Genomic DNA, 16,112 nt, shown 5'->3' on the forward strand with positions numbered 1-16,112 from the left:
GCACTTTGCCGCAGATTTCCGGAATTGAGTAGTGCATTACTTGTTCGACAGCGCTATTTCCTGACCGGGGGTCATCTCCCCGCGAGCCATCGCACCGCAATGCGCCAGGTGCAGGGGCGCGACGGAGTCGTCGGGCAGCAACTGGCGGCACCGTTCGAAGGCGGCGCGCGCCGCGTCGACATCGCCCGCGTCGAACAGTGCGAAGGCTTCGTCGAAGGCGGGCTGCGCGGCGCGCTTCGCGGCGCGAACCGGAGCCGAATCCTCGTTATATACCTCGTAAATCGTCACCGGCCGGCGACGGTTGACCACCATGACGCGCTCCATGCGACGGACGTCGAACTGCTCCGGGCCCGCCAGGCGGGCGTGGGTCGCATCGGAAATGAGCAGGGCCGAGCCATAGCGTTTGTTGGTGCTCTCGATGCGCGCAGCCAGGTTCACCGCGTCGCCAATGATGGTGAGCACCATACGGTTCACCCCGCCGACGAGCCCGACCCCCACCGCGCCGGTATTGATACCGATCCCCGCCCGCAGCTCCTCGGAGCCGAGCGCCGTGCGCTCCCGGTTGTGCTCGCGCAAGGAACGCAGCATGGCCAATCCCGCCTGGACGGCATCGGATTCCGAGTCGAAGACGGCGACGATCTCGTCCCCGCGCACGTCCTGAATCATGCCGTTGTAACCGATGATCGGGAGCTCGACGGCCCGCAGAAAGCCCATCGCCAGATTGCTCGCTTCCGCGACGTCCATGTCCTCGAGCATGGTGGTGTAGCCCCGGATGTCGCTGATGAGCACCGTCATCTCGCGCTCGACCCGGTAACCGCTGCGGACGCGGCGAAGGTCGTCGATGTCGAGGATGCGCAGCAGTTCGTTGGGCACGAATCTCGATTGCACGTCCATGAGGGACTGCCGGTACTCGTCGGCGGCCCGCAGTCGTGCCTCGAGCTGAAAGTTCCACAGGGGCGCTGCGGCCTGGGCGCACAGGAAGACGACCGCGTGCTCGTGGTCGGCATCGAAGTGTCTGCCGGACTCGTCCTGCTCGGCGTAGATCACGCCAATTGTGCTGTCGTGCAGCCGTATTGGAACGACGAGGATCGCCGGCGCCCGGCCGTCGGCCGCGACGACGACAGGGGAGCCGGCGTCGATCACGCGGTGCACGATGTCCCTGTCGTAGGCCACCTCGGTCCATGGCCCGTCCACGATCGAGATGGCGCCGTGGTCGTTGACGGCCCGGACCGACAGATTGTCCGCCTCGCCGGTGATGAGCATGACGCGGCCCGCGCGGGTCGTGTCCGCGACGGAGCCCAGGATGATGTTGGCCAGGCCGTCGGCGGTTCGTGCCGCCGACAGCGCACGCAGCAGCTCGTGCGCGCCGACCGGGTCGATCCCGGCGGAACTCGTTTTGAGATCGCGTCTGAGCAGCCAGGGATGCTCCCGGGCGAGCCAGTCCGTGCGCACCGCAAAACCGAGGTTGAGCCAGCGCTGGTATGCCGACCGCAGCATGTGCTCGTGCAACGTCCGCCGTCCGGTATCGGCGTAGAGCGCGGCAGCCTCCTCATGGGCATATGCGCTGATTATGGAGAGCTGGTTTTCCTCGGCGAGTTCGATCGCCTGGTGCAGGGAGCGCTCCGCCTTGACACGATGCCCGCGCGCTCGATCCCAGGCTCCCTGGATCAGGGCATATGACGCCGCGTAGTTTTCCGGTGCGCCCGCCGCCCACTTGCGATGCGACGCCAGCGCCTGGCGCACGAAGCGGGCGGTCGAGCGGTCCCGCGGTGCGCACTGGATCATGCTGAGGGCGCCGATCAGGTAGATGAGTTGCGAGACCGCGGTGCCCGCCATCCCGCCGAGGTGCTCGATTGCATCTGCCGTGGCGGTAACCGCGCCAGCGTAGTCGCCGCAATAGAAGTGCAGGGCCTGCTGCCTGGCCGCGGCCGCGCTGAGGGCCACCTCGTCCCCCTCCCGGCGGGCAGCCGGCAGCACTTCTCGCTCGTCGAAACCGCTCTCGCCCGCGACGAGGAGAGGATCGGCGCTGCGGCCCATCAGGTTGAGGCAATACTGGTGCGTGCCCTGGCACAGCGCGCTGGGCACTGGCTGGGAACGAATGTGGGGAATCAGCGAACTGGCGAGGGCGTCGATTTCCGCCAATGGACGGCCCACCCAGATCGACTGGGCGAGCAGGGCCGCGACGAGAAATCCGGCGTATTCCTGGTCGCCTTGGTCGAGTGCCCCCTCGATGGCGTCACGGAGCTCGCCCAAGCCGTCGCGGATAGGGTGGCGCCAGTGGCGGATGAAGTTCAGATGCGTAAACAGCGTCTGCGGCCGCGCCTCCCCGAATTCCGGGCGCTCGGCGAGCCGCATGGCGACCTCGCCGAAGCGCTGGCCGCCCGCGTGATCGCCGACTATCACGCGGATGACTCCATAGCCGCTGATGACCAGCGGCGAGTACGGGGTGTGGCCGTGGGTCAACGTGAGATCGAGCTGCTTTTGTACGAACAACGGCATGAGGTTGGGCCGGACCAGGTACGACATATTGCGCAGCTCGAGAAGAATCCGGTGGATCTCGATGACCCGCTGGTCTTCGCAGTGCGGTAGCCGCAGCAGCCGCTCGGTGCTCCAGCGGCGAGTCGTCATCATCATCCGGACGATCGCGGCACCCATCCGTGGTTTGCCCGCGTCGCTCGGCACCCTTTCGCCGAGCTCATCGAGCGCCTGAAGCCCGATCTCGAGCGCCTCTTGCAGACGGTTGTCGGTGACCCGTCCCTTGAGCCGGAGGTACGCGACGCGCGCGCGGTCGGTGGGCTCGCGCAGGATGCCCCCGGCCTCGTCGAGCAACGCATTCAGTGCGGCCACGTCACAAACCAGCAGCGCGGCCTCCGCGGCGTCAAGCTGCAGCTCGCGGGTCAGGGTGAAGTGAGTGGTCCAGCGCCGGTCGCCGAGGAGGTCCAGAGCGTTCCGGCAGTACTCCAGCGACAGCGGGAAGGAGGCCTGCGCCTTCGCCTTTCGTGCCGCGCGCCGCAGCACCTCGACGAATCGGACGCGTTCGGCGTCGTCGGCCACCGCGCGGCCGCCGATGCCGACCTGGCGCGCGGCCTCGAACAACCTGTCGTCGCCGCGCTCGACGAGCCATCGCCCGAGCCGCAGGTGTGTCTCGCGTTGGGCGTCCTCGGGCAGGCCGTCCCGCGCTGCCTCGGCCACCCGGTCGTGGCTGAAGCGGTATCGGGCGTCGCGACTGATCGCATTGCTGATCCGCCTGCCGCCGCTGTCCACCGCCTCGAGCAGTCGAAGCTCCAGGCAGGCCCACAGCGCCTGCGCCGCCACGTCGGGCGGTTGCCCCGCGGCCGCCGTGGCGTCGTCGAGGTCGAACTCGCCGCCGATGCAGGCCAGCGAGCCCAGCACCGCGCGGTCGTTCGGGCGCAACTGGTCGAGGTAGCGGCCCAGGAATTCGGCGGCGGTCGCAGTGACCTCCATCGACGCGAGGACGCGCAGGTCCCAGCCGGGGCGTCCGCCCGCGGCGGGCGCGGTGAGCGCGCCTTCGCGTTGCGCGCGGTAGAAGAGCTGCCGAACCTGCAGCGGGTTGCCCCCGGTTCGGTGCTGGAACTCGGCGGCGACGTCACCCAGTTCCACGCCCCGGCCGGACACCGCGGCGAGCAGCTCCTCGACGTCCTCGGTCGACAGCGGTCCGAGTTCGATGCTGCGCGGATCCGTAGCGATGAGACCCGCTGCGCCCGCGTCGAATTCACCTGCGCGGTGGGCGCCCAGGACCAGCACGTTGCGTAGCGAGACCGTCAATAGTTCCGATAACAGCAGCAGCGTGTCGCGGTCGGCCCACTGCAGGTCGTCGAGCGCCAGCACCACGGGCCGATAGGACGCGGTATCGGACAACAGCCGGATGACGGCACGGTGCAGCCGTCGGCGGGCGTCGGCAGCGTCGACGTCTGTCGGCAACGGCGGGGCCTCCCCGAGTACGCGCGCCAGGTCGGGCACGAGTTGCCCGAGGATGCCGCCAATCGAGGACATCCCGGCGACGACATCCGCGCGCCAGCGTTCGTGTTCGGCCGGCCCGGTGGCTTCCATGGTGCGGACCAGCGAGCCGAGCGCATCTCCGATCGCCGAGTACGGCGCCGGCGCCCCGTCCCTGCATCGTCCGTAGGCAAACACGCAGTCGCGCCCGGCCACCTCGGCGCCGAACGCCTGAACGAGCGTCGACTTCCCAACTCCCGGCGCCCCGCTGAGCAGGACGCATTCCCCGCCGGCACGTCCCGCCGCTTCCACCGCGGCGCGGAGTTCGCTGAACTCCCGCCGTCGGTCGACCACTCGGCCGTCGAGGTCGACTACCGGAGCGGTCACATTGCTGGGTCCGCTGTGACGGGCGTCGTCCGCTGGACGGCGCTGCAATGGGATCGCGGGGTAAAGCCCGTGTACATGCCGAGTTCCCCTCTACCGGAACTGTCGATTCATCGTAGTGACCGGTTCGTGCGCGCGGAAGTTTGCTGATCCAGACGGCGCGTCGGGAAGGTTCATCGGCGGGGCCCGCGGGCAAACGACTTAGCTAGCCTTACTTGGTCCAGAGCCTGGTGGCGCGGACGCCGCCGTCGCACAAAGGAGGTCGTCGGGATGACCGAAACGACCACGCCGGTGCCCGACGCGGTCGACGCGTCGTCCGGATCGGTCTCGCGGCGCCGGTGGCTGCGCCGGGGCCTGCTGACGATCTGGGGCCCCGGGCTGGTCGTGATGCTGGCCGACACCGACGCGGGTTCGCTGATCACCGCGTCGCAATCCGGCGCCCAATGGGGCTATCGGATGGTCCTGCCGCAATTGATCTTGATGCCGATCCTTTATGTCGTGCAGGAGATGACGGTGCGGCTGGGCATCGTCACCGGGAAGGGACACGGCGCGCTGATCCGGGAACGGTTCGGCCGCTTCTGGGCGTGGGTTTCGGCGTTCACCCTGTTCGCGTCGGCGATCGGGGCGCTGCTGACCGAATTCGCCGGCGTCGCGGGGGTCGGGGAACTCTTCGGCGTCTCGCGCTGGGTCAGCATCCCGGTCGCGACCGCGGCGCTGCTGGCGCTGGCGCTGACCGGCAGCTACCGGCGGGTCGAACGCATCGGCCTCATCGTCGGCGCGGCCGAACTGGCCTTCCTGGTCGCCATGGTGATGTCGCGGCCCGAGCCCAAAGCCCTTGTGGAGGGCCTGAAGTCGATGCCACTGGGCGACTCGTCGTATCTGCTCCTGGTCGCGGCCAACGTCGGCGCCGTCATCATGCCGTGGATGGTCTTCTATCAGCAGGGCGCCGTCGTGGACAAGCACTTGTCGACGACCACGATCCGGCAGGCCCGCCACGACACCGCCGCCGGCGCCGTGCTGACCCAGCTGATCATGATCGCGGTCGTGGTCATCATGGCGGGGACGCTCGGCAAACACGGCGGCGGCGCGGCGCTGGAAACCGTCGGCCAGATCGCCGGCGCGCTCACCCCGTACCTCGGCCACGTCGGCGGCACCGTCCTGTTCGGCCTGGGCATGCTCGGCGCGGCGCTGGTCGCCGCGATCGTGGCCTCGCTCGCCGGGGCGTGGGGCCTCTCGGAGGTCTTCGGGTGGCGGCACACCCTCAACGAGCTGCCCAGCCGCTCGACCGCCAAGTTCTACCTCACCTACGGGCTGGCCCACGTCATCGGCGCCGTGCTGGTCCTGGCCAGCGTCGACCTGGTCAACCTGGCCGTCGACGTCGAGGTGATGAACGCGCTGCTGCTGCCGATCGTGCTGGGGCTGCTGCTGGCGCTGGAGGCCCGCGCGCTTCCCGAGGAATGGCGCATGCGCGGGCTGCACAAATACATCGCGCGCACCCTGTGCGTCGTCGTCATCGCCTTCGGGCTCTACATGGTTCCGCAGGCCCTCGGCCTGGTCTGAGCCCGGCCTAGAACCAGGGCCCGGGAAAGCGGCCGTCCTGGTCTTGGACCACCACGATGTCCTTGCAGTCGCCGCCGGCCGCGTTCTCACCGCGGCACACCAGCGTCCAGCCGGATATCCGGGCGAAGGGCCGCACCGACCAGGCCGTCGAGACCGGCTCGGTGGCGGGCAATGCGAGGACGGCGAACGTATTGGGAGTGTGCGTGATGTAGAGGTGGTCTTCGAAGAACGCCAGTTTGGCGATCGACATCTGCCGCGCGTCGGCGCGCGTCTTCAACAAATCCCAGTGCTGGGTGCGCAGATTCCACACCCCGAATCCGAACTGCGAACTCTGCGCGTTGCGGCCGTCGACGAACAGTTTTCCGTCCGACAGTGTCGCCGCCAGCCCGTCACCGGAAATCCGGTCCGAATCTCCGACTTTGACAAGGGATTTGGCGTTGAGATCGTAGAACGACGTCGACATCACCGGTGGGTTGCCCGCATCCCGGCGCGTGATTTTCACCAGTTTGTCCGAACCGTCGGACAATTCGGCGTCGACGGCCGCGATGTCGTTGTCCTGATGGATCACTTCCCCGTCCGGCCGGCGCAGCTCCACTCCGGCGGTCCGTGGAAAGGCAAGGACGTTTTGCCACACCTGGCCGGGCTGCGGGTCGCCCCACGTCGACGAAAGGTCGCTGCCGGAAAGGATTACGGTCCGTGGCGGCGACGCCTCGCCGTGTCCGTCGGTGAAGGCGTCGATCCACGCCACGCCGGACGCGGTCGAGGCGAGCTGCCATCTGGTCGGTGCGGTCGGCTTCAGGTCGGGGGTCGGCGGTTGCAGCTCTTTGGTTGCCAGCGGCTGGCTCGTCTTGAGGTCGAAAGCGTATGCGGTGGTCGCTTTCTCGGTGGTCAGGACGTAGACGACGCGCATGTCGTCGACCGCGCCCGCCAATGCGCACATGGCACCGATTGTCCGCTCGCCGGCCGGCGGCATGGGAACGCCCGGCGCCACGTATTGCCCGGTTTTGGTGTCGAATACCTTCGGCCGGATGTCCTCGAGCGCCGAGGCGCCCTGGGCGAATTTCGCCGGGCACCCGAAGTACGCCGTTCCGCCAAAGGTTTTCCAGTCCTTCTGCAGCGGCCCGGTCATCGGAGGAGGTGGGGGCGCCGAGGTGGTGGCGGTGGTGGTCTTGGCGATGGAGGTTGTCGGCGTGGCCGGGGGCGGCCCCACGGTCTCCGAACAGGACGCGACGACGAGAGCGACCCCCGCGATCAGGGCGAGCCTGGGTGTGGACACGTGAAACCCCCGTTAAGTTCGTGCAACCAACGAGCGTAAGGCGGGTCCGCGGCGAGCGCGACCCGAGGCGATTGTGGTCGTCTTCTCCGAGTTTCCACTGATGTTTGATGCTGCGGGCCGCCCCATGCTGGCTAGCATGAGCCCGACGGACCCCTGCGTGGACGCGACACCGCTGACCTGGAGTGACCTGGGCGTGAATGAGCTGCCGACCGGCACGGTGACGCTGCTGCTCGCCGACATCGAAGGCTCGACACGACTCTGGGAGGCCGTGCCCGAGGAGATGGCCGGGGCCGTCACCCGCCTGGATCGCACGTTGACCGACCTCGTCGCCCGCCATCACGGCGTCCGGCCGGTCGAACAAGGAGAAGGCGACAGCTTCGTGATCGCCTTCAATCGCGCCGGCGATGCGGTGGCCTGCGCCCTGGACCTGCAGCTCGCTCCGCTGCTTCCGATCCGGCTACGCATCGGCCTGCATACCGGCGACGTTCAGCTCCGCGACGAGGGCAACTACATCGGACCCGCGATCAACCGGACCGGCCGGCTGCGCGACCTGGCCCACGGGGGCCAGACGGTGCTCTCGGGCATCACCGAGGCGATCGTCGTCGACAGCCTGCCGCCGGGCGCCTGGCTGACCGATCTGGGGGCATATCAGCTCCGTGATCTGCCTCGCCCGGAGCGAGTGGTGCAGCTGTGCCATGCGGATCTCAATAACGAATTTCCGCCGCTGTGTACACCGGAAGCTGTTGCCACGCACAATGCTCCGGTTCACCTAACGAGCTTCATCGGCCGCGTCGAACAGCTGGCCGAGGTGCGCCAGACCCTCGCCACGAACCGGTTGGTGACCCTGACGGGCGCCGGCGGCGTCGGGAAAACGCGGTTGGCGGTAGAGGTCGCGGGCGCGGTGGCCGGTGAGCTCGACGGTGGGGTGTGGTTCGTCGACCTGGCACCCATCGCCGAACCCGACCTCGTCGCGATCGCTGTCGCGCGCGCGTTGGGCCTGCCCGACCAGCCGGGACGGTCCACCCTGGAGACGCTGTTGGGATTCATCGGCGAGCGTCGGATGCTGGTGGTCGCGGACAACTGCGAACATCTCCTGGACGCCACGGCGGCGCTGGCCGAGGCGCTGCTGAGCGCCTGCGGCGGTTTGCGACTGATGGTGACCAGCCGCGAGCCCATCGGGGTGGCCGGCGAGGTCACGTGGCGGGTGCCCTCGCTGTCGCTGGCCGACGAGGCGGTCGAATTGTTCGTCGATCGCGCCCGCCTCGCCCGGCCCGATTTCGACGCCGCCGACGCGCCCGATGCGGTAGCCGAGATTTGCCGTCGACTCGACGGAATGCCATTGGCTATCGAACTCGCGGCGGCGCGCGTGCGGGCGCTATCGCTCGGCGAGATCCGCGACGGCCTGCAGGATCGCTTCCGCCTCCTTACCGGCAGCAATCGAATCGCCGTGCGAAGGCAACAGACGTTGCACGCGTCGGTGGAATGGTCACACGCGTTGTTGACCGAACCGGAGCGGGTGCTGCTTCGTCGGTTGGCGGTGTTCGTCGGTGGCTTCGATCTGGACTCCGCGCGATCGGTGGCAGGCGGCGGCAACATCGAGAGCTATCAGGTGCTCGATCAGATCACGCTGCTCGTGGACAAGTCACTGATCGTGGCCGAAAACACAAGTAGCGCAACGCGATACAGAATGCTGGAGACCGTACGTCAGTATGCGCTGGAAAAGCTCGGCGAATCGGGCGAGGGCGACGATGTGCGGGCCCGGCACCGCGATCACTACCTGGCGGTGGCGGGTGTGCTGGAGAATCCGGCCGAGGCGAGCGATGACCAGCAGATCGAACGGGTGGAAGCCGAGATCGACAATCTGCGGGCCGCGTTCGGCTGGAGCCTCGATCGGGGCGACACCGAAAGCGCACTGCGCCTGGCCTCGCTGCTGCTTCCGTTCTGGTTGATGCGGGGTCGCATCCATGAAGCGCTCGTGGGTTGGTTCGACGCCGCGCTCGGCAAGAGTGACCACCGGGCGCCGCCGGCGGTCGAGGCGCGCGCGCTGGCCGACCGGGCGCTGCTCAACACCTGGGGGATCGGCGCCGACAGTGCGGACTGGGCCGAACAGGCCCTCGCCCTGGCGCGCGAGATCGGCGATCCCGCTCTGCTGGCACGAGCGCTCACCGCGTGCGGGGTGATGACCGCCTACCGCGGAGATGCGCAACCACACTATTTCGACGAGGCCATGGAATTGGCCCGTCCGCTGGGTGACAAGTGGACGATGACCCAGATCTTGGGCTGGCAGACGAATTTGGCCTTCATGACCGGTGATCCGTTAGCGACTCGCGAGGCGGGGGAGGAAGGACGCCGGTTGGCGACCGCGGTGAACGACCGCTTTACCGCGCGCCAGTGCGGCAACTGGCTCGGCTGGGCACAAGCGGTCACCGGGGATCCGGCGGGCAGCGTCGCGTCGCTACGAGCCGTGGAGCGTGACGCGGAGACCGGACATGACGCGGTTTGGTGGACCGTCAGTCGGACCTTCCGCGGAATGATGGTGTCCTATCAGGGCGATACCGATGCGGTGCCGGACATCTTGGACGCGCCCATGGAGATCCTCGCCGAACTCGGCGACCTCTGGCTGGGGAACGCGCACGGTGTTCGCGCCGTCGCCGCGCTGGCGGCAGGAGACTTCTCTGAAGCTGCGAAGGCCAGCGCCGCCGCGTGGGAATGCTTGAGTGACAACCCATTACACCTGCAGATGCATATCTATCTGCGGGCCGAGGCGGCGCTGGCGAGCGGCGATGTGGCCGAAGGGCGGCGCTGGGCCGACGAGGCGGCCGCTACGAGTCTGGGCTGGCATCGGGTGCTGTCCTTGACGACCCGCGCCCGGGTGGCGATCGCGCAGGGCGACACCGAACGGGCGGAACGCGACGCCCACGATGCGCTGGCATTGACCACCGGTTTGAGTGCGCTCCTAGGCGTTCCCGGCATCATGGAGCTCTTGGCGATCCTGGCGGCTGATGTCGAGCGCCACCGCGATGCGGCCCGACTGTTGGGCGCGGCCGACGCGCTGCGGGGACGCATAGGTTCAGTCCGGTTCAAAGTGCATCAGGCCGATTTCGACAACCCTGTCGCGCGGCTCCGTGAAGCGCTCGGCGACAACGAGTTCGAGGCCGCCTGGGCCGAGGGTGCGGCGTTGTCCGCCGAGGAGGCGATCGCGTTCGCGCAGCGGGGCCGCGGCGAACGGCGGCGACCGGCCAGCGGATGGGAGTCGCTCACCCCGACGGAGCGCGCCGTCGTCGGTCTGGTGAGTGAGGGCTTGGCCAACAAGGCCATTGCCGCAAGGCTTTTCATCTCGCTGCGGACGGTGGAAAGCCACTTGAGCCACGTCTACGCCAAGCTGGGCTTGACGTCCCGGGTGCAGCTCGCCCAAGAGGCGGCGCGTCATATCTGACCCACCCGTGGTAGACCGATAGCCATGAGCAGTCTGGCCGAAGAGACCCGCTGGATGGACGCCACGGACCAGGCGGCGCTGGTGGCCAAGGGCGAGGTCACGCCGGGCGAACTGCTCGAGGCGGCGATCGAACGGATCGAGCGCTCGAACCCGGCCCTCAACGCGATCGTCATCGAATGGTTCGACCACGCCCGATCGGTGGCCGCCGACCCCGGCCTGCCCGCCGGCCCGTTTCGCGGCGTGCCGTTCCTGCTCAAAGACCTCTACACGAGCTTCGCCGGTCAAACGCTGTCGAACGGCAACGTCGCGCTGAAAGAGGCGGCCAAGATCGACACCGCCGACACCACTTTGGTGGCCCGGTTCAAGGCCGCCGGGCTGGTAATCGCCGGGCGGACCAACAGCCCCGAGATGGGCAGCCTGCCGACCACGCAGCCCCTGGCCTGGGGGCCGACGCGCAACCCGTGGGCGCTGGATCGCACGCCCGGCGGTTCCAGCGGCGGCGCCGCGGCCGCCGTGGCCGCCGGGATGGTGCCGTTCGCAAACGCCTCCGACGGCGGCGGCAGCATCCGGATCCCCGCGTCGTGCTGCGGGCTGGTGGGCCTCAAGCCCAGCCAGGGCAGGATCACGGTCGGCCCCGTGCGCGCCGAGACCGGGCTGGGCGTCGAGCTGTGCGTCAGCCGCACCGTGCGCGACACCGCGGGCCTGCTCGACGCGGTTCGCGGTCCCGGGGTCGGCGACTCCGTCATCGCGCCGGCGCCGCAGCGGCCTTACACCGCCGAGCTCGGCGCCGACCCGGGCCGGTTGCGGATCGGGCTGCTCGACGTGCACCCTCGCGGCGAATTCCTGCACGACGACTGCGTCGCCGCGGTGCGCGCCGCGGCGTCGATGCTGGAGGGCCTCGGCCACATCGTCGAACCGGCGTGGCCGGCCTGCCTCGCCGACACGTCGTTGGTCCAGAAGTTCATGGCGCTGTGGGCGACGCAGATGGCAATGGCGGCACGGGGATTCGGCGAGACCCTCGGACGCGACATGACCGCCGACGACATCGAGCCGGTGAACTGGGTCCTCGTCCAGCAGGCGCAGCGGTTGACCGCGGTGGACTACGCGACGGCCCAGGCGGCGGGCTGGGCCTTCCGGCGGGCGCTGCAGCAGTGGTGGGCCGACGGCTGGGACCTGTTGCTGACGCCGACGCTGGCCGAACCGCCGCTGCCGCTGACCGAATTCGAGAACGATCCCGAGCAGCCGACCGCGCCCATGCGGCGCGCCGGCCGGTTCGCGGTGTTCACGCCGCCGTTCAACATGAGCGGCCAGCCGGCGATCAGCCTGCCCCTGCACCGCAATGCCGAGGGCCTTCCGATCGGTGTCCAGCTGGCCGCCGCCTACGGGCGCGAGGACGTGCTGATTCGCGTTGCGGCGCAACTGGAATCGGCCCACCCCTGGGCGTCGCACCACCCGCCGATCCGCTGAGCGCTCTCACGTCCCGCGCAGGGCCGCCCGCACGTGTCCGCGCGCCCGCTCGAGCCGGGCGGCGGCCTCGGCCGCATCGACGCCCGCGAGCAGCGCGACGATCGCGGTCTTGGCATGCCCGCCCGCCGCCGCGAGCGCGGCCGTCGCGGTCTCCTCGTCGACGCCGGCCGCATCGCGGACGATCCGCACCGCGCGGCGGCGCAGCTTCGCATTGGTCGCGCACACGTCGACCATGAGTGGTCCAAAGGCCTTGCCGAGCGCGATCATCACACTCGTCGACAGCGCGTTGAGCGCGACCTTCTGGGCCGTCCCGGCGGTCAGGCGCGTGGAGCCGGCGAGCACCTCTGGGCCGGTCAGCAGCTCGATCACGACGTCGGCCGACGCCTCACCGGCCCGGTTGTTGACGATCGCGACGGTCAGCGCGCCGGCCGCGCGCGCGTGCGCGAGCGCCCCGAGCACGTACGGCGTGCGACCCGACGCGCTGATCCCGACGAGCGCGTCGGCGGCGGTCAGGCCGGCGAGATCGGCGGGATCGAACCCGTCCTCCGCGCCCTCGATCGCCGCGGTCAGCGCCGTTGGCCCGCCGGCGATCACGCCGCGCACCAGGTCGGTGCCGAACGTCGGAGCGCACTCGGCCGCATCGAGCACGCCCAGGCGTCCGGGGGTGCCGGCGCCGGCGTAGATCAGGCGGCCGCCGCGCTCGAGCCGCGCGGCGATCGCCTCGGCCGCCGCCGCGATCCCGGGCACCGCGGCCACCACCGCGCCGTGCGCCTCGCCCTCGGCCGCGACCAGCAGCGCAACGAGCTCGGCGATGGGCCGGGTGTCGAGGTCGTCCAAGTCCGGCCGGGACGCTTCGGTGGCGAGCGCGTCGAGCCGGTGCGGGGCGGCAGCGGCCCGCACGCGGATCAGGTGTGGTTCGTGGACCGCCCCCAGGCGCAGCGCGCCGTCGAGCGCGTCACCGGCGGCCGGGACGAGGTCGAGGTGACCGCGTAGCGCGTCGATGCCCGCGAGGCCGCCGACCATGGCCACCGGCCCACCACCCGCCGCGCGAACCGTCGCGGCAAGCGCCTCGGCGGCGGCGCGGACAATCGCCGACGCCTCGGTGTCACCTTGCGCGGCAAGCACATCGGGCGCGAAGGACGCCAGCGCCGCGGCGCTGGTGAGCTGCGCGGGCCAGGTTCGCGGCGGGCCGAAGCGGGCCCGGGCCGCGTCGAGCAGCGCGGTGGCCGGCCCGCGGCCGTCGTGGGCCCGCAGCGCCGCGCGCAGCCCGGCGGCCCCGATCCACGCGCCGCCGCCCTCGTCGCCCAGGCACGGGCCCCAGCCGTCGGCGGCGCGCAGCGCACCGTCGGCGTCGATCGCGAGCGCCACCACGCCGGTGCCCGCGATCAGCACGACGCCCGGCCCGCCATCGAATGCGCCCGCGTGCGCGAGCACGGCGTCGCCGGTGACGGTTACGCGCGTGGCGTGCAGGGAGGCCAGCAGCGCCTCGCCCACTGCGCGGGCGGCTTTCGGTGCGGCCAGCGCCCCGGCGGCACCCACGATCACCTCGTCTGCCGGGCCGAGCCCGCGCGCCACGGCCACGATCGCCGCCTCGGCGGCGCGCACCCCGCCCGGCGCCGCGAGCCCCGGTGCGCCCGGCCCCTGCGCCCGCTGCCCGCCCGCCGCGGCCCGGCAGGACGTCTTGCCGAGGTCGACGGCGAGGATCATCGCGGCTCGCCACCCGTGGCGAGCAGACAGAGAATCGCACGGATCCGCCTGCGGCAGTGCGATTCTCTGTCTGCTCGCGGTGGTAAGGAGCGCACCTGACTAGGTGTCGAACTCGATGGGCAGGCTCATCGGGCCGCTGAGGCTCACCATCGGCTTCCACGGAACCGGGCCCGCGGTGCGCGGGTTCAGCAGCCGGCTCGCGATGACGTTCAGCGCTTCGGCCAACTCGCGCCGGGCCAGGTTGGCGCCCAGGCAGTAGTGCACGCCGCCGCCGAACGTCAGGATCGGCGGCGCGCCCTCGCGGGTGATGTCGACGCGGTCCGGGTCGTCGTAGACGGCCGGATCGCGGTTGGCCGCAGCGGTATTCACCAGCACCGAGGTGCCGGCGGGAAAGAAGTATCCATCGAGCTCGGCGTCCTCGGCGACCAGGCGCAGTGTGCCGCACGCGATCGGCGAGTGGCGCATGGTCTCCTCGACCGCGCGCATCGCCAGCTCGGGTCGCGCCTTGAGTAATGCCCACTGCTCCGGGTGCTCGCACAGGACGTGCACCGAGGCGGCTACCTGGTTGCGGGTGGTGTCCGTGCCCGCCAGCAGCAGCCCGCCCGCCATCATGCGCAGCTCGGCGGCGCTGAGCCGGTCGCCGTCCTCCTCGGCCCGGATGAGGTCCGACAGCAGGTCGTCGGTGAGGCTGTGCCGGCGCCGGGCGACCATGTCGTCGACGTAGTCGTCGAGTTCGCGCCAGGCACGCATGACGACCGGCTCGACCTCGCGCAGGTCAACCGTGAAGCTGAACGCCTTGAAGACGTCATCGGCCCATAAGGAAAACCGCTCCCAATCCTCGCGGGGCGCACCGAGCAGCGCGCAGATGATCGGGACCGGGTAGGGGCGGGCGAGATCGGTGACGACGTCGCAGCGCCCCGCGTCGGCCACCCGATCCACCAGCTCGTTCATCACGGCGGCCATGGTGTCGTGCAGGCGCATCGTGGCCCGGGGCGTGAATGCCTTGGACGCCAGGCTGCGCACCCGATGGTGGGCTTCGCCCTCCATGCACAGGAGGCTGTTGACCACCTTGTCCCACAGCGGCCCCGAATCGATGCCCTGGGTGAGCATGTTCAGCCCGGGCGGGATCTGGAACCGGGGATCGCGCAGCACGGAACGCACCAGGTGGTAGGAGAGCACCTCGGGGCCGAACGGGCCCATCGCGACGGGAGCCTGCCGCTGGGCCGCCTGCAGGCGGGGGTAGACCTCCGCGGGAGATTCCTCGGCGTCGTATGCGAGCGTCGGTATCTCGGCATCGAAAACGCTTGTGGGAGTGGCACTGACGGTCATGACGGACCCCTGCCTGGTGCAGCGCGAGCCCTCAGCTCGCGACGACTTTCGCTCAATGTATGGCCAGGGTGCACGCGTGTCAACGACATGGAAACGTATGGCCTGGTTCACTCGGTGGCGCGCAGCCGCACCATCCGGGTCGTCGAACTCTCGTCCAGCTCGACGACGTCGGAGCGCGAACGCAGGAAATCGCTGAACGACTTGAATCCCAAGGACTTTTCGCTGAACGACGGGTCCATCCGCTTCATCTGCGCCTTGACCGCGGAGTTGTGCAGCCAGTCGATGTCGTCCTTCTCCAGGCCGATCTGCAGCGCGCGGGTCAGCAGCGCGGTGGCGGTGGCCTGTGGGTCGGGCGTCTCCTCCGGCTCCTCGCGCTTGGCCTTCGAGCGCCCGGTCCGCTTGTTCGGCTGGGCTGTCTCGCCGTCGGATTCGGGGACGAACACCGGAACCCCCGGCAGCGCGTCGTAAATGACGAAGTCGTCGCAGGCCGCGGCCAGCGCGCGGCTCGACGAGCCGGCCACCCCGATGCCCACCACGTACCGGCCGAGCCTCTTGCAGCGCTGCGCCAGCGCGATGTAGTCGGAGTCGCCCGCCACGACCACCACGTGGGTCAGGTCCGGCAGCCGGAACATGTCCTCGACCGCGTCGACCGCCAGCCGGATGTCGGCGCCGTTCTTGCCGTAGGCCGCCGCCGGAAACAGTTGCACCAGATCGACCGCGCGGGCCACCAGTTGCCCGCGATACCCGGCGTTGACGTCCGCCGACCAGTCCGCGTACGCGCGGGTGAGCACCAGCGTCCCGAACGACGACGCGAAGTCGATGATCGCGCCGACGTCGACCGTGGCCCGCGCCAGCCGCTCGGGGTGCTGCTCGAGCCCGTTGGACTTGTCGCGCTGAAACGAGTTGCGCCCGTTCACCTGGTCGTACCGCGAGATCACGATGTTGTCGAAGTCGAGGTAGACGGCCACGCGCGCCGCACCTGGTTCGGTCATGTCT

General features: G+C 69.8%; 8 protein-coding genes and 1 pseudogene. 3 read left to right on the top strand and 6 right to left on the bottom strand.

Features of this window, described 5'->3' with window-relative positions:
* Positions 1-36: 36 nt before the first annotated feature.
* A complete protein-coding gene (locus AC5Y43_RS18240; protein WP_499974730.1) occupies positions 37-4,311 on the bottom strand; it encodes an AAA family ATPase in 4,275 nt (1,424 codons plus the stop codon).
* A gap of 300 nt (positions 4,312-4,611) precedes the next feature.
* On the opposite strand from AC5Y43_RS18240, the gene AC5Y43_RS18245 reads away from it, so the two are divergent.
* On the top strand, positions 4,612-5,901 hold the full coding sequence (locus AC5Y43_RS18245; RefSeq protein ID WP_499974731.1) for an NRAMP family divalent metal transporter: 1,290 nt from the start codon (positions 4,612-4,614) through the stop codon (positions 5,899-5,901).
* A gap of 7 nt (positions 5,902-5,908) precedes the next feature.
* On the opposite strand, the gene AC5Y43_RS18250 is transcribed toward AC5Y43_RS18245, so the two are convergent.
* Positions 5,909-7,111, bottom strand: a complete 1,203-nt coding sequence (locus AC5Y43_RS18250; protein ID WP_499974988.1) for a hypothetical protein — start codon at positions 7,109-7,111, stop codon at positions 5,909-5,911.
* Between the two features lie 190 nt (positions 7,112-7,301).
* Here AC5Y43_RS18250 and AC5Y43_RS18255 point away from each other — a divergent pair, with 190 nt between their 5' ends.
* Together AC5Y43_RS18255 and AC5Y43_RS18260 are read left to right on the top strand one after the other, a co-directional pair.
* Positions 7,302-10,613 (top strand): LuxR C-terminal-related transcriptional regulator, encoded by a 3,312-nt coding sequence (locus AC5Y43_RS18255; RefSeq protein WP_499974990.1) that lies wholly within the window; start codon positions 7,302-7,304, stop codon positions 10,611-10,613.
* 24 nt (positions 10,614-10,637) lie between these two features.
* Positions 10,638-12,080 carry an amidase gene (locus tag AC5Y43_RS18260; RefSeq protein WP_499974733.1) on the top strand — a complete coding sequence of 481 codons (1,443 nt, stop codon included), beginning with the start codon at positions 10,638-10,640 and terminating at the stop codon, positions 12,078-12,080.
* 6 nt (positions 12,081-12,086) lie between these two features.
* Here AC5Y43_RS18260 and AC5Y43_RS18265 read toward each other — a convergent pair whose 3' ends face one another.
* The 4 genes and pseudogenes from AC5Y43_RS18265 to AC5Y43_RS18280 form a co-directional block, all read right to left on the bottom strand.
* On the bottom strand, positions 12,087-12,980 hold the full coding sequence (locus tag AC5Y43_RS18265; RefSeq protein WP_499974993.1) for an N-acetylmuramic acid 6-phosphate etherase: 894 nt from the start codon (positions 12,978-12,980) through the stop codon (positions 12,087-12,089).
* Between the two features lie 90 nt (positions 12,981-13,070).
* A pseudogene (locus tag AC5Y43_RS18270) lies at positions 13,071-13,787 on the bottom strand (BadF/BadG/BcrA/BcrD ATPase family protein); the annotation flags it as partial.
* A 99-nt stretch (positions 13,788-13,886) separates the two neighbouring features.
* Positions 13,887-15,116, bottom strand: a complete 1,230-nt coding sequence (locus tag AC5Y43_RS18275; protein WP_499974734.1) for a cytochrome P450 — start codon at positions 15,114-15,116, stop codon at positions 13,887-13,889.
* Positions 15,117-15,223: 107 nt separating this feature from the next.
* Complete coding sequence (locus AC5Y43_RS18280; RefSeq protein WP_499974736.1) at positions 15,224-16,108, bottom strand: NYN domain-containing protein; 885 nt, start codon at positions 16,106-16,108, stop codon at positions 15,224-15,226.
* Positions 16,109-16,112 lie beyond the last annotated feature (4 nt).

Source organism: Mycobacterium sp. NGS57 (assembly GCF_059812405.1).

Coding starts and splice junctions, on each gene's coding strand:
- AC5Y43_RS18245 (WP_499974731.1), top strand. CDS start 4,612: ATGACCGAAACGACCACGCCGGTGCCCGACGCGGTCGACGCGTCGTCC.
- AC5Y43_RS18255 (WP_499974990.1), top strand. CDS start 7,302: ATGCTGGCTAGCATGAGCCCGACGGACCCCTGCGTGGACGCGACACCG.
- AC5Y43_RS18260 (WP_499974733.1), top strand. CDS start 10,638: ATGAGCAGTCTGGCCGAAGAGACCCGCTGGATGGACGCCACGGACCAG.
- AC5Y43_RS18275 (WP_499974734.1), bottom strand. CDS start 15,116: ATGACCGTCAGTGCCACTCCCACAAGCGTTTTCGATGCCGAGATACCG.
- AC5Y43_RS18280 (WP_499974736.1), bottom strand. CDS start 16,108: ATGACCGAACCAGGTGCGGCGCGCGTGGCCGTCTACCTCGACTTCGAC.